At 62.6% G+C, this 14,034-nt stretch carries 13 protein-coding genes; 6 read left to right on the forward strand and 7 right to left on the reverse strand.

Translation table 11 applies throughout. From position 1 onward, the window contains the following. The first annotated feature begins 185 nt into the window (after nucleotides 1-185). Nucleotides 186-965 carry a helix-turn-helix domain-containing protein gene (locus AC1DQQ_RS17060; RefSeq protein WP_478045984.1) on the forward strand — a complete coding sequence of 260 codons (780 nt, stop codon included), beginning with the start codon at nucleotides 186-188 and terminating at the stop codon, nucleotides 963-965. Nucleotides 966-1,011: 46 nt separating this feature from the next. Here AC1DQQ_RS17060 and AC1DQQ_RS17065 read toward each other — a convergent pair whose 3' ends face one another. Beyond that, nucleotides 1,012-2,226: a DUF1501 domain-containing protein gene (locus AC1DQQ_RS17065; RefSeq protein ID WP_478045985.1), complete on the reverse strand. Its 1,215-nt coding sequence runs from the start codon at nucleotides 2,224-2,226 to the stop codon at nucleotides 1,012-1,014. 18 nt (nucleotides 2,227-2,244) lie between these two features. Next, complete coding sequence (locus tag AC1DQQ_RS17070; protein ID WP_478045987.1) at nucleotides 2,245-3,861, reverse strand: DUF1800 domain-containing protein; 1,617 nt, start codon at nucleotides 3,859-3,861, stop codon at nucleotides 2,245-2,247. 250 nt (nucleotides 3,862-4,111) lie between these two features. Here AC1DQQ_RS17070 and AC1DQQ_RS17075 point away from each other — a divergent pair, with 250 nt between their 5' ends. From AC1DQQ_RS17075 to AC1DQQ_RS17090, 4 genes are read left to right on the forward strand one after another with little or no spacing between them, the layout of a single operon-like run. Further along, complete coding sequence (locus AC1DQQ_RS17075; RefSeq protein WP_478031943.1) at nucleotides 4,112-4,330, forward strand: hypothetical protein; 219 nt, start codon at nucleotides 4,112-4,114, stop codon at nucleotides 4,328-4,330. Between the two features lie 57 nt (nucleotides 4,331-4,387). Further along, a complete protein-coding gene (locus AC1DQQ_RS17080) occupies nucleotides 4,388-4,513 on the forward strand; it encodes a hypothetical protein (protein ID WP_478031941.1) in 126 nt (41 codons plus the stop codon). Beyond that, nucleotides 4,513-4,824, forward strand: a complete 312-nt coding sequence (locus AC1DQQ_RS17085) for a hypothetical protein (RefSeq protein ID WP_478045989.1) — start codon at nucleotides 4,513-4,515, stop codon at nucleotides 4,822-4,824. Before AC1DQQ_RS17080 ends, AC1DQQ_RS17085 begins: the two co-directional genes overlap by 1 nt. 3 nt (nucleotides 4,825-4,827) lie before the next feature. Next, entirely contained in the window at nucleotides 4,828-5,136 is a 309-nt protein-coding gene (locus AC1DQQ_RS17090; protein WP_478045991.1) for a hypothetical protein, read from the forward strand. Between the two features lie 54 nt (nucleotides 5,137-5,190). Here AC1DQQ_RS17090 and AC1DQQ_RS17095 read toward each other — a convergent pair whose 3' ends face one another. Further along, nucleotides 5,191-5,916 carry a DUF6629 family protein gene (locus AC1DQQ_RS17095; RefSeq protein ID WP_478045993.1) on the reverse strand — a complete coding sequence of 242 codons (726 nt, stop codon included), beginning with the start codon at nucleotides 5,914-5,916 and terminating at the stop codon, nucleotides 5,191-5,193. A 195-nt stretch (nucleotides 5,917-6,111) separates the two neighbouring features. Between AC1DQQ_RS17095 and AC1DQQ_RS17100 the strand changes: the two genes are divergently transcribed. Next, nucleotides 6,112-7,908, forward strand: a complete 1,797-nt coding sequence (locus AC1DQQ_RS17100; RefSeq protein WP_478031935.1) for a retropepsin-like aspartic protease — start codon at nucleotides 6,112-6,114, stop codon at nucleotides 7,906-7,908. A 114-nt stretch (nucleotides 7,909-8,022) separates the two neighbouring features. Here AC1DQQ_RS17100 and AC1DQQ_RS17105 read toward each other — a convergent pair whose 3' ends face one another. From AC1DQQ_RS17105 to ftsH, 4 genes are all read right to left on the reverse strand, one after another. Further along, on the reverse strand, nucleotides 8,023-8,823 hold the full coding sequence (locus AC1DQQ_RS17105; protein WP_478045994.1) for a DNA adenine methylase: 801 nt from the start codon (nucleotides 8,821-8,823) through the stop codon (nucleotides 8,023-8,025). Between the two features lie 8 nt (nucleotides 8,824-8,831). Continuing rightward, a complete protein-coding gene (locus AC1DQQ_RS17110; protein ID WP_478045995.1) occupies nucleotides 8,832-10,112 on the reverse strand; it encodes a hypothetical protein in 1,281 nt (426 codons plus the stop codon). A gap of 1 nt (nucleotide 10,113) precedes the next feature. After that, on the reverse strand, nucleotides 10,114-11,607 hold the full coding sequence (locus AC1DQQ_RS17115; protein ID WP_478045997.1) for a DGQHR domain-containing protein: 1,494 nt from the start codon (nucleotides 11,605-11,607) through the stop codon (nucleotides 10,114-10,116). 403 nt (nucleotides 11,608-12,010) lie between these two features. Further along, the gene (gene ftsH, locus AC1DQQ_RS17120) at nucleotides 12,011-13,972 is read right to left on the reverse strand and encodes an ATP-dependent zinc metalloprotease FtsH (RefSeq protein ID WP_478042708.1); all 1,962 of its coding nucleotides are present in this window, start codon (nucleotides 13,970-13,972) and stop codon (nucleotides 12,011-12,013) included. Nucleotides 13,973-14,034: the final 62 nt, after the last annotated feature.

Consider the following 14,034-nt stretch of genomic DNA (forward strand, 5'->3'; position numbering starts at 1 on the left):
GCCCGCCCTCTCCCCCACCCGACCTCCCAATCAGGGTATTCTATGGGAGGCCGGGTGGGGGAGAGGGCCGGCACCGATTCAGCGAAGCTGAAAAAGGACTCTAGGCGATTGCCGGACTGGCGTCGCTGAAGGTACGAATTTTTCGGGGTAGCTGCGACCCTATACCCGGCTTAGGCCGGTGAGATATGAACATGGCGGTGAAAGACGGCTTTGGCGCCCTGACCGAGAAGGAAAAGCAGACCCTTCGCCTGATCGTCCGCGGTCACGACGCCAAATCGGTTGCGCGCAGCCTTGGCCTGTCGGTCCACACGATCAACGAACGACTACGCGACGCGCGCCGCAAGATGGCGGTGTCCAGCAGCCGCGAAGCCGCGCGCTTGTTGTTCGAATCCGAGGGCGGCGCGTCCGCCTCACCGACCCCCGATTTGTTGGGGGACGCAAGAATCGGGGAAGCCACGAGCCGCGTTGGCGTGGATCAGGAAGGGGCGCCGAACAGCGGCGCGGGGCGGGTCACCCGCCATCCCTGGATCGTCATCGGAGTGCTGCTCATGACCTTTGCTCTCGGACTATTGGCGTTTGTCGCTTTGCCTCAGGCCGCGTCGCCCCCGCTGGCGCCAATTGCCGCCGACACGAAGTCCAATGCGGACGTCATGGACGCGACGCGGCAATGGCTGGCGCTGGTCGATCAGGACCGCTGGGCCGACAGTTATCGGATAACCGGCGCCTCCTTCCGCAAGATGAACACCGTGCAAGTCTGGACCGACGTGTCCGAAAAGATGCGCGCCTCCCTCGGCGCGGTGATGTCGCGGACGTTTCTCAGCGAGGAGAATCTTCCCGCGCCACCTTATGGCTATGAGGTCGTGAAGTTCCGAGCCCGCTATGCGAACAAGGCCGACGCGGTGGAGACCGTCACACTCGTGCGCGAGGACGGCGCCTGGCACGTGGTGGGCATGATCATCGAGTGAGGGAGAGGCGGCGCCCAAAAGCCGCGCCGCCGAACCCGCCCCGATTTCAGATGAGCAGCAAGTCGACCGGTTTGGCCGCTGGAAACACCGTGCCGAGCCGGTCGCCGGCCAGGCCATATTGCCGCGCCGCGAGCCCGCCGATCATCGAGCGGTAATCGGTCAGGACGGGAAGGTCGCGGCCCTGGTTGAGTGTCGCTTGCGACAGCGCGACCTGGGGCCCCGCCATGCGCCCGCCATTCACGCCGCCGCCCATCACCCAATAGATGCTGCCATGACCGTGATCGGTGCCTTTATCGCCATTCTCGTGAAAGGTGCGGCCGAATTCGGATACGACCACGACCGTCGTGTTTCGCCAGGCATCGGGGCCAATCTCATCGGCAAAGCCGGCAAGGCCGCGCCCCAATTCGCCGATATGCGTCGCCAGATAGCCTTGTGCGCCGCCCTGATTGACATGCGTATCCCACCCGCCGACATCGACAAAGGCGAGGTTGAACTGGTCGCGCATCAGCCGCCCGATCCGCCGCGCCGACAATTCGAAGCCCTTGGGACTGACCGCGCCGCGGCTCGCCTGTTTCATTTCCTCGTCGACCGTCTTGAACACGGTGTCGCGCACCTGAAACCCCTCGGCGACCGAGCTGCCCAGGTCGTTCGTCCCGCTATGCTGGCCCTTGTACATCGCGGTGATCAAAGCGGCGTCCTTGGGCGGCACGGCGGGCCTCGATCCGACCGCCGCCAGGGCAACGTTCGGAATCACCGGCCCGCCGCGAAAGCATAATGGCAGTTGATCGGTGAACGAGATCGGCTTGTCCTGGCCGAGCGCCGAGGCGAGCCGCGCCATGAAGCCCGAATTATAGTTGCGATGGCCGCCGATCGGCTGGCCGAGCTCGATCGTGTCCTGGGTCTCGAAATGGCTGCGGCTCATATCGTCGGTGCCGACAAAGGGCACGAAGGCGATCTGCTTCTTTTGCCACAGCGGATAGATCGAGTCCTTGAGTGCCGGATGCAGGCTCCAATCGGCGTCGAGCGCGATCGGCGCGTTGGCGTCGGCCGGATCGGGCTTGCCGAGCGCGATCGTCGGGCGCGAGGCGTGATAGAAATCACTCCCGGTCGGCGCGATGACATTGGCGGCGTCATAGGCGCCGCGCAGGAACACGACGAGCATCCGGCTGCCGGCTTGCGGTGCGGCGAAAGCGCGCCCGGCGACGATCAACGGCGCCAGCGCGGCGGCACCGGCGATAAGGTCACGGCGATCGAGCAACATAAGCCTTCTCCGTTCGCGTCAGCGATGCATGAATTCGGGCGACGACAGGAACAGCGCATTCCATTCCTGCGGCGAACTTGCCTGGGTCAGCGCCGTCCTGGTCTGCCCGGCCAGCGCCGGTGCGATGGCGCTGTAATAAGCGGCGTTCTGCAGCTTGGGCAGCGCCGGTATCGAAACAGCCGGCGGCGCCGGCGGCGCCGGTGGAGCGGCGGCGGTCGGCGTCCCGGGCGCCATCATCTCCGATGCCATCGGACTGGCCATCGCTGGCGCCCCGCCCATCCCCACGGCAGCCACGGCGGCGGGCGGAGCGGGGGGCTTGAACAATCCCGCCGCGCCGCCGCCGATCTGGCGCGCGATCTCGAACCGCACCGACATCTGGCCGGGCCCGGTCCAGGCGGCCGAGGTCATCGGATAGCCATCGGGCGTTTCGCGCGCATACAGGCCCTGGCCCATGCGGTTGAGCCAGTTGATGATCGGCTGCGCGTTCACGATCACCTTGTCGCCGTACATCAGGCGCACCGACGAAATCGCATAATGGACCGGGTCCTTGAACACGGTGCCGAGCGATTGCCTGAATTCGGGCGCGCGGATCATCGTGCGCAGTACTTGCGCGATATCGCCATCGCTCTTTTGCCAGGTCGCGGTCATGCGGTCGACCACGGCAGCAGGCGGATTGTCGCCCATGAAATAGGTCGCGAGTTGCTCGGAGACATGGCGTGCGGTCGCCGGCGACCGCGCGATCAGGTCGAGCGCTTCCTCCACCTCGCCAAAACCGCTCCCTTTGATCGTGTGGCCAAGGAATTGCTTGTCGCCGAAATCGTGGCGATTGGGATTGAACTCGAACAGCCCGGCGCGGACGTAGAGCGGCTGGCGTTGCGGGCTGAGCTTGGGCGCATTGGGGCTGAGATCGACGCCGACGCCGGTCAGGATCCGCGCCAGTTCCTGCACGTCCTTTTGCGTATAGCCCGACCCCACGCCCATCGAGTGAAGCTCCATGATCTCGCGCGCATAATTCTCGTTGATATGGTTGGCTGCGTTCTGATCGTTGTCGAGATAGCGCAACATCGCCGGATGCTTCAGCGTCGCCTCCAGCAGATCGCGGAACTTGCCCAGCGAATGGTCGCGGATCGTGTCCTCGTAATCGCCCACCATCGCGCGGATGTCGCGCTTCTGCGCCTGGACGTTGAAATGGTTGAACCAGAACCAGGTCAGCTGCTCGCGCAATTGGTCGGGCGCGTAGAGATCGCGCAGCAAGGATCGCGTCGCCGCTTCGTTGGCGAGCGCGTTCATGTCCTGCTGATACGCCTTGCGCGCCGCGTCGCGCTGCGCGGGGTCGGTGAGCTTGTTGGCGTAACGGCTCGCCGCGTCCTGCTCGACCACCAAAGCCGCCAGCGGCTTGCGGCTGATCCGCATCGCCGCGATCTGCGCGGCGGCCTCGGGCGGCAAAGTATCGTCGGGATGTTTGAGTTGGGCGTCGAGCCAGCGGCTGCTGCCGGCCTTTTCGCGCGCGCCGTCCGCCGCGGACGCGCCCCAGGTCAGGCGGTTCACCCAGGCGGCCGACTCTTGCGCCGGCGGGGCGGCCAGCGCGGGCGTGGCGAGCGTTGCGACCAGCAGAACGGAGACGGGTGCGCGCATATCGGCCATCCTTTGAGAGTCCTCTACGCTTCAGATCCTGAACCGCTCCTGTCATGGACGAATAATCGTCGTTTTTAATCGACTTGCCATGATTGGCTGAGGGAGGGCGCGGCCAAGCTGCGGCGGCCGCGACAGCTGCGTCATTGCGCCTGCCGCTCATCGCCCCCATATAAAGGCTATCGCATCGACGCTCCGGGCACGGTGTCGACTGAGAGACGAGACGCTCCCGCTCAACCGCCGAGGAGGTCACATGTCCCGCGCCATCAATCTCAACGTTCCTTTGGCTGAGGTGACTGCCTTGTGCGGCCGCCGCAAGGTACCGATCAGCGCGATCGAGAGCCTGTTGGACGGCGGCACCCGCGTGGTGCTGATGAACATGGACGACACCGCGATCATCGCCCGCGCCTTCAAATCGAAAATCATCAACAAAACGGCACGGCGCGTGCCCGTTTTCTCGCGTCACCGCTGATCGATCGCTACCGCGCCCGCGCCGCGGGCCGGCATCATTATCAAGAAGGAATATTTCATGGCCAAGGCCCAGAAACGCAGCAATCGCGAAATCCGCAAACCCAAAAAGGTTGAGGCCAAGCCCGCCACGCCGCTCGCGGTCGACAAGAACGCGGTCAAGGTGACCCTGGGCAAGAGCTCCTGATGGCAAAGGCCGCCGCGCCCCAGCAGCCTGTGGTCGCGGCGGACGAAGCGCCGCAGTCCGAGCAAGCGCCGAAAAAGCCCTTCTTTCGCAGCCGCCGTGATCGACCGCGCCTGACGCCCGAACAAATCGCGCGTCAGGGGCGCGTCGTCTCGTTCGCGCTGCAATCCTTCACGGGGCCCGCCGCCGCGATGGAGTATCTCAACAGCGATCAGGCCGGGCTCGGCCGGCCGCTCGATTTGGCGATCGAAAGCGCCGAGGGCCTCGCCGCGGTCGAACAGGCGCTGGCGCTTCGCGCGCGGACGCCGGACTGACCGATGATGGATCGCCTCGTCCCTTCCGAAATCGTCGAGCAGTGGATGACGCATTTGCGGCTGCAACGCTCGCGCGCCAACGACATGATCTGGCTGATCGAACAGGGTGCCACCCTGCATGACGGCAGGAATGGCGAGCCGCTCCACGACGCGACCGACCGCTGGCTGACCGAACAGCGCGAGGTGGTGGCCGACGTCAACCGGCTCGAGGAATTGTACAAGGATATCAACGAGCGCGGGGCGTTTTTCGGCCGGGGGGAGACATCCGACGGCGCGGGCGGTCCGGGGAAGAAGAAGCCGTCGCGGCATTAACGGGGCGGTTTCCGGCGGGTTGAAGGCGATATCGGCCCCTCCCGCCATGGGCAGTCAGTCAGCCCTCGCCCCACCCGCCTTCGTCAGGCGCAGGATGGGGAAGAGCAAGGCTCTACGAATCGGCGACATGCCATTGGGCGTCTCGACATCGATCTTCAGCCGCCTGAATTGCCAATAGATGATCACGCTCATGATCGCGGCGTAGAAACACCAGACCGAGGCAAAGGCATATTGCTTGACGATCTCCGCGATCGTCAGCGCGACGACATTGATCGCGCCATACCATCTGACGACGCGATGGGTCGACAAGAGCAACGCGCCGCACGTGGCGAGGACATACAGGCAGGATATCCAGAAATTGCCCGTCATGTGGTTGCGATAGGCGATCGAATCCTGCTCGATGAAGCACCGGCTGGGCAGGAAGATCAGCCCGGTAACATCCCACACGCAGACGACCGCGCCGATGCCCGTCAGCGCCAGAATGGCGCCGCGACGCCAGCCGGGCGGCTCCATCAGCGCGACCGCGGCCGGCATCAGCAGCGGCAGGATGCCCTGGGCATAGAGCATGAACAGGAAGGCGACATGGTCGAGCGCAAGCTTGCCGATCCGCCCGTCAAGGCCGAGCCAGACCCATCCTTCGGTAAATTGATGGAGCGCGAACAGCATCGGCACGGACGCGAACAGCAGGGCACGCGGCTCGCGCACGTGGCGAAGCGTCGCAACGCCGATCGCCCCGATCACGCCAGAGGCGATGAAGCTGGACGTGGCCGAAAAGCACATGCGATTTTCTCCGGCCAATGGACGAGAAACCGTGTGGAGCTATTCCCCGCATATAGCCAGCCTGTTGGCGAGCAGGGGTTCGGGGCGCGGCCAGTCGCTCGCATCGACCGGCAGGCCCGGCACCGTAAGTCACGTTAATCCCGTTCAAGACCGGAGGGGTGAGCCCGCGCTATCGCGTCTGCCAAGGAGACGAACATGGTGCGGATGAATTGGATGATCGCCGGCGCGGCATTGCTGCTGATCGGGAGCGCGCCGGCGGCGAAGTGGCAACCCCACGAGACGCTGGTCGCGACCGGGACGATCGCCGCCGAAGGACTGAACGGCGATTGGCGATCGGTCAACGACCTGGGCGACGGCCGCTTCGCCACGCGCACCGACCTGAAAGCGTTCAAGACCGCCGACATTTACGACGGCCGCACGCATTGGCGGATCGGACGATCGGGCGGCAGCCACAAGCTCAACAGCCCGTTCGCTGAGCGGCGGACGCGGACCAGCGCCTGGCTCGCCCGGTTCGGCTGGATGCAGGCCGGGTTCGGCGGCGCACAACGCGCGGCGGCGGTGACGCGGACCGACAAGGGACGGCTTTATTCGGTGCTCACCGCCACCCCGCGCGGCGGCGAGCCGGTCGAATTGTGGTTCGATGCCGCGACCGGCGAGCTGGCGCGCGCGGTCGAGCAGGACTGGTTCTACAAGGTAGAGACGCGCTACGCCGATTACCGCGCGGTCGCGGGGCGGCGGCTGCCCTTCTCGATCGTGCACTCCGACGGCAATAACGAAGAGCGGATCACCATCGACGCCTATCGCCTGCTTCCCCGGGCGCCGGCGGACAGCTATGCGGCGCCGCGCCAGCCCGACGATCACACGATCCCGGCCGCGGGCACGACGGTCGCCGCGACGGTCTTTCCCCAGCTCGAAATCGCGGCCAGCGTCAACGGCCGGCCGATGCACTTCCTGTTCGACACCGGCGGACACAGCATCCTGTCGCCCGATGCGGCGCGCGCGCTCGGGCTCACGCCGGTCGGCGGGACGCGCAGCGGCGGCAGCGGCGCGGGGACGCTCGCGGAGCAATTCACCCGCGTGAAGGAAGTCCGCATCGGCGACGCGGTGATGCGCGATCAATTCTTCTCGATCCTCGATCTCGGCTATTCGACGTTCGAGCGCGGCGCGCAACCGCCGCTCGACGGCCTGCTCGGGCTGGAAGTGGTCGAGCGCTTCATCGTCCGGATCGACTATCGCGCCGGCACGATGACCCTGCTGCCGCGCGACCAGACGCCGACCTGCCCCAGCGGATGGGTGGCGGCTCGGTTCACCAGCGACATGCCGACGATCGAGGGACAGCTCGACGGCATCCGCGCGCCGTTCACGATCGATACCGGCAATAACGGATCGCTGCAGCTCTATGCCCATTGGCTGCAGCAAGCGGGCGTCACCGCGCGCTACAATCGCGGGGTAGAGGCGGTGTCCTATGGTGCCGGCGGGCCGTCGCGAAACTGGGTGAATTACGCGCAGACCTTCGCCGTCGGCGGCGGAACGGTGCGCTATCCGATGATCCGCACGACCGACGACAAGGGCGGGGTCGCTCTGTCGATCAGCGAGGCCGGCAACCTCGGCACCAATATATTGGCGAACTACACGATCACGTTGGATTACGGCCGCTCGCGCGTCTGCATGGACTATGTGCCGGGCTATGCGCCGGTGCCGTTCAGCCGCGCCGGGCTGCGCGCGCTCAAGACCGACCCGGAGACGATCCTGGTGAGCTTCGTCAACGACGGCGGACCGGCGGCGCAAGCGGGCCTGCGCAAGAACGACAAGCTGCTCAGCGTCGATGGCCGCAGCGCGCACGAGCTCGGCGGCGGCGACCTCACGCGGGCGTTCACGCAGGCGCCGGGGACGCGCGTGCGGGTGCGCTATGCCAGGGATGGGCAGGAGCGCGATGCGGAGATTGTGTTGCGGGAGATGTTGGTGGTGCCGGGTGGGGGAAGGGGTGGGTGAGGGTTGGGGTAGCAGGCTCCTCAGCAGCCGACTTTGCGCGCCCAATCGCGCCAGGTTTCGATCGATTTGACGCCTCGGCGAATTTATTAAGCTGTTACCGCAACTCTGCTTCACTCAGATATTAGCTGTAAACATCGCTTCGGTTGTTGGTCCCCGGCCGGTCGACGAACCAGACAATACACTGCTTCTCGACAGGCTAAGATAGGCGAAGTCCCTCGCATAGAGTTCGCGCAGGCTTTCGTGATCGGCATTGGTGACGATGACGGCTACGCCTCGCCTCGCGGCACGGGTAACTGCATCTTTCAATCGAACCTGATCCGCCCACGTGAAGATCGTCTCATTGTATTTTACGAAGCCGTTCATGTTGTGCTTCACGGTATAGGGAGGATCGACAAACAAGAAGTCACCCGTCATAGCCTCTTCGATCGTTTCGGCGAAATCACACTTACGCAATTCCGCGCCTTCCAGAGCGCGCGCTATCCTAAAAAAGTCGTCTGCTTCAGAAATGACAGTGGTTTTAGTGCCAATTGGCACATTGAACTCGCCCTTCCGATTTACCCGGTAAAGCCCATTCCAACAGGTGCGATTGAGATAGAGCGTCCGGGCGGCCTTCTCGATTAGTGTTTCGGGTATTTCGGCCCGTACCGTATAATAATAATCGCGGTCATGTCTTGATTGATGTGCCTCTAGCTTCTGTCGAAGCGCTTCGGGTTGGTCGCGGACCATGCGATAGAGATCAATTATATCGCCATTGATGTCGGAGAGTAGAGCGTCTTTGGGCTCTAGCTTGAAGAATACTGCGCCACCACCGAGAAATGGCTCGAAATAACGACGAAACGTGCTCGGATTTGGCAGTGACGCTGAACCAGTTAGCCACCGTTTCCCGCCGGCCCATTTGAGGAATGGCTCAATCATGAGGTCCCCTAAACCGCTAAACTCCACAACGCGACTCTCTCTAGCTCAGAAAGTCGCGGAAGCGCGTAGCTCGCATCATTAGCTGCCGTCCACCGCGTAAAGATTTGCGCGTGCTGCGCGGCATCCTCTTGCAAAGATCGAACGCGATCGATCGCCTCCTCTATGTCTTGCCAGAGCTCGGACGCTATGTCCGGTAGTTCGTCACTGGCGATTGCTCGGTCAGTCGCATATTGGTTCAGCCAAGGACGGGTGGTTTGGGTGTCAAGGAGTCCTGCCTTGCGAAGCGAAGCTCGAGTTACCGAGGTCGCGGTTCGAAGCAGGAGTGTCGCGCGGGAAATCATTGAGAACGGGCTCGCAGGACTAGCGTTGTCTCGAGCGAACGCGATCAAAATATGTTCGTCGACGCCGCCGGCCGCAGTTAGAAACTCGAACGTGGCGACCGACTTCAGCGCCTCAGGAAGACCATTGTAGTCCTCCCGATTGATCGTATGCCCGTTGTTAAAATAGTGCTGCAACGCTGTCCGCAGGATGTGTCGATCGATATTGTCGAAACGATCGAGACCAAAGGGTTCGAACCCCTGCCAGAGCGTCGCAGTAAAATTAAATGCCTCGTCGGCGGAGTTAGCGATCGGGAACAGAACGTGTGGATCGTAAGAAGATATTTCGCGGGTATGCTTGTCCGTTCTGGCCTGCATCAGGTCTAAACCCCAGTCATGAACTAGGCTGTTCAAGCTATAGGCCGCGCCGCCCCCTGCTCGCGGTAGCAGTAGATCGAGGCAATCTGTCAGCGACGTTCCTGCAATCGACATGCTGCCGGCCATGAGTTGAGCGGCTGCGCCGGTTTGGAGCCAGGCATCAAGCGCCTCCCAGACCGCGACATGCGTACCCTCCGGTTGAAGAGTTTCGAGCGTGCCGCCATGGATAGCTACGATGTTCGATCGATTGAAAATGCCGATCCCGCCTGCGCTCAACAGAGACATTCCGGCGCGAAGCTCGGCATAATACGCGAAATGGCGTGCGGCATGGTTATCGCCAGCCAGCAACGCTGCGATTGAACGCGCTAAAAAAGACCATCCGTCAATGCAATGGTTGGGCATGCCGACAGCCATCAGTTCGCAGATGCTGTCAGTCTCGTCTGCTGTGTATGGTGGCGGGTGCGCAATGCGGTAACCACCAAATGCGTTGGTAATGCTAAGCGCGCCCAGCGACGGCAGCGAGCCGAGCGCTACTTCGACTGCTCCGGCATTCGCATTTCTTATATGGGCTTTGTCGGCATTGCTAAGGGACATGTTAGCGCCGAGCAAATTCGGCGAATGTGTCCCCGATCTCGCCGGGTTGCTGAGATAGATAAGCATAGAGGTCTTGCCGAAGGACACTGTAGCCGCCGCTTCCCCGATAAGCCTGTTTCTGGCGCTTAGTCAGGTCGTTGAGATTGTCGGCATCGGACGACCGCCAGTCAAATCCAGCAGTTGCCTCTAATAGCGTGCGCAGTTCGAGAGCGATCGAGGAGGTTTTAAGTGAGTCAATCGCACTCGAAATCGCTTCGGCAGAAGACTCCTTGCCCTGTTCAGTTGCCCAAGACGCCAAGCGCAGCCGATCAGCATTCCGATAAAAATAGTCGTTGATGACCGTCAGCAGGCCGCGGACGCCTTGCTCTTGATTGACTAATGTGTGGGGGCCGCTGAACGCGGGGTCATCGATTGGGCTCATCTCCGGAAGAAGGCGATTGCCGCGCAGATCGGTCGCCCACGGAGCCTGACTACGGTGGATGGCATCCAGAAATTCTGACCACGCCTCGATCAGAAAGGCAGCCTGCTGGGTCCGCGACCATGGTAGCGGCATATTATCATAGCCCACATTCTCCCCAAATAGCCCGGCGGCGGTTTTCGACCGGCGAGCCAACAGGGTGCTGATCAGTGCGCGCACCCAACCTGCCTGGCTTACGCGGCCTTGTTCACGGCCCACGCCCAACATGTTGATTCGACCATTCCAAACGCTCGAAGGGTGGCTGAACAGGCTCTCAGTAAGCTCTTGCGCACGCGCTTCCCTATAGACCACCGCCTCGTCGAATTTCTCGAGCCATTCTTGGGTGCGCAACAGCGGGTAAAGGTCGAAAGCATGGCTTCGGCTGATTTTTTTGGGTGAGATGTTGATCGTCCAGAACAGATAGGCTTGCCAAGCGATGTCTAAGCCATGGAACGCTACGACCGGGAGTTCGAAATCACCGGGAATGTCGCTTTCAGCATCGAACGCATATAGACGGTGCTGGCCATCGATAACTTCGAAGGGTGGCAAATCGTCGGGGAGCCATCCCGATTGAACATCAAAGCCTTCGGGCAGCCTGAGTTCACAACGCTTCCCCTCGCCCTCTACCGTGACGAGGTCATCCACATGAATCCTGCGCCCACGCCGCTCGGCATCCCGAGGAAGGATGTTAACTATGATTGCGGTCGGTAACCATCCGGGGTTCCGCAAGTCAGCAAGATTGTAGCGCTTGCGACGACCGGCGCTCATTTCGGAATAAGGAAATCCATTTTTGACGTAGTCTTGGATCAGCCGCGCGCGCTCTTCATCGAGATTGCGCTGAATGCCGGTTGCCTCTGCAGAGGCGTCATCCCGCCGTCGGCGAAAAGGCTCACTCAATGCGCGGAGCTCATTTGCAGGCATTGAAAACATGTAGAGATCTTGCTCAGGCAAGGCGCGGTTGCCTGCCGCCGCGAATTCCACCTGGTCCCAAGCTCCGAGCCATTGCCTGAAACGCAACGCTTCTACCGTGGGCCGCACTTTTTTCCCCTCGACTCAATCTTCGCGGCACCGACCAAGTTACATGGTAATCTTGGGCGCCTGAAATCCGTTATACAGGCCGTAGATGCTTATCATGCAACATTATACTAAACTTAAAACGATCCGATATGGTGCTATTCAAGTGGTGTTCCAAGCACCTATCCTTGCCGCGCTGCCGGAGCGCGGACGTTGGGGCCGCTGAAGATGGAAGAGGCTCGCGGATTGCGAAAATCGCTCGTCAAGTCGACAGGCTTCGTTGGAAGGAAAACTAATGCAAACCAACGTTTTTTAGTGCAACATAGCAACGTAGCAGCGCCGCACTAAGCTCGTTACAAGCGAAAAAAGCCCTCCCCGCTCACACGGGAAGGGCCTCTCGCATCACAACAATCGTTGAACCCTTACCTTACGCCCCAGCCGGCGCCGGATTCCCGAACGGCCCCGACGGGCGCCGCGTCTTCGGGATCGACGTCCCGCCGCTCGGCAAGGTCGACGCCGTCGCACCAGCGTCGGGCCGGTTGATGTCCTCGCCCGCGGCGATCTGCTTGATCTCGTCGCCGGTCAGCGTCTCATATTCGAGCAGCGCGCCCGCGATGCGGTGGAGCTGGTCGACATTCTCGCTCAGCACCTGGGTCGCGCGCTTGTGGCCGCCGTCGATCAGCGATTTGATCTCGCTGTCGATCATCAGCGCGGTCTCGTTTGACATATTGTGCCGCTGGGTCTGCGAATAGCCCAGGAACGTCTCGCCCTGCTCTTCCTCATATTCCAGCGGGCCGAGCTTGTCGGACATGCCCCAGCGCATCACCATCGCGCGCGCCAGCTTGGTCGCCTGCTTGATGTCGCCGCTCGCGCCCGACGAGACCTTGTCATAGCCGAAGATGATCTCCTCGGCCGCGCGCCCGCCCATCACGGTGGCGAGGTCGGCGTACATCTTGTCGCGATGGTACGAATAATTGTCGCGCTCGGGCATCGACACGACCATGCCCAGGGCCCCGCCGCGCGGGATGATCGTCGCCTTGTGGATCGGGTCGGACGCCGGCTCATGGATGCGGACCAGGGCATGGCCCGCCTCATGATAGGCGGTCATCTTCTTTTCCTCGGGCGTCATGACGAGCGATTTCCACTCGGTGCCCATGATCACGCGGTCCTTGGCGAGCTCGAACTGCGCCATCGCGACCAGCCGCTTGCCCAGCCGCGCCGCCATCAACGCGGCTTCGTTGACCAGATTGGCGAGGTCGGCGCCCGACATGCCCGGCGTACCGCGCGCGAGCGTGCGCGCATCGACGTCGGGGGCCAGCGGCACCTTCTTCATATGGACCTGGAGGATCTGCACGCGGCCTTCGATATCGGGCAGCGGCACCGTCACGCGGCGGTCGAACCGGCCCGGGCGCAGCAAGGCGGGGTCGAGCACGTCCGGCCGGTTGGTCGCGGCGATGATGATGATGCCTTCGTTCGCCTCGAACCCGTCCATCTCGACCAGCAACTGGTTGAGCGTCTGTTCGCGTTCGTCATTGCCGTTGCCCAGCCCGGCGCCGCGATGGCGCCCGACCGCGTCGATTTCGTCGATGAAGACGATGCACGGCGCCGATTTCTTGGCCTGTTCGAACATGTCGCGCACGCGGCTGGCGCCGACGCCGACGAACATCTCGACAAAGTCCGAGCCCGAGATGGTGAAGAACGGCACGCCCGCTTCGCCCGCGATCGCGCGCGCCAGCAGCGTCTTGCCGGTGCCGGGCGATCCGACCAGCAGCGCGCCCTTGGGGATCTTGCCGCCCAGCCGGGCGAACTTGGTCGGGTCCTTCAGGAACTCGACGATCTCCTGCAATTCCTCGCGTGCCTCATCGATGCCGGCGACATCATCGAACGTCACTTTGCCCTGTTTCTCGGTCAGCATCCGGGCGCGGCTCTTGCCGAATCCCATCGCGCCGGATCCGGACGATTTCTGCATCTGGCGGATCACGAAGAACGCGATCGCCAGCATCAGCACGAACGGCAGCGACTGGACGAGCAGATATTGCCAGATCGACGGCGTCTCCTCGGGCTTGGCGACGACTTCGACATTGTTGTCGATCAGGCGCTGGACCAGATTGGGATCGGGCACGCCGGCATTGGTGCGGAAGGTGGTATTATCCTTCAGCGTGCCGTTGATCGCGGTGCCGGCGATCTCGACCTTCTTGACCGATCCGTCCTTCACCTTGGCGACGAAGCCCGAATAGGACAATTGCTGGCCCGCGGGCGTCGACGCGTTATTGCCCAGCATGGCCACCAGCACTGCCAGCGCAACCGCGATCCCTACCCAGAGCAACAGGTTCCGGGCCCAGTTGTTGTTGCCGCCGTCGGGGCCGGGCTGCTTGTCGTTGTCGTTCATCGTCGCAAGATACCTTTCGTGCCCTTAAAGATAAGGCACCAAGCCTTAATGGCAATGGAACA

Source organism: Sphingomonas sp. P4_G3, from assembly GCF_056401105.1.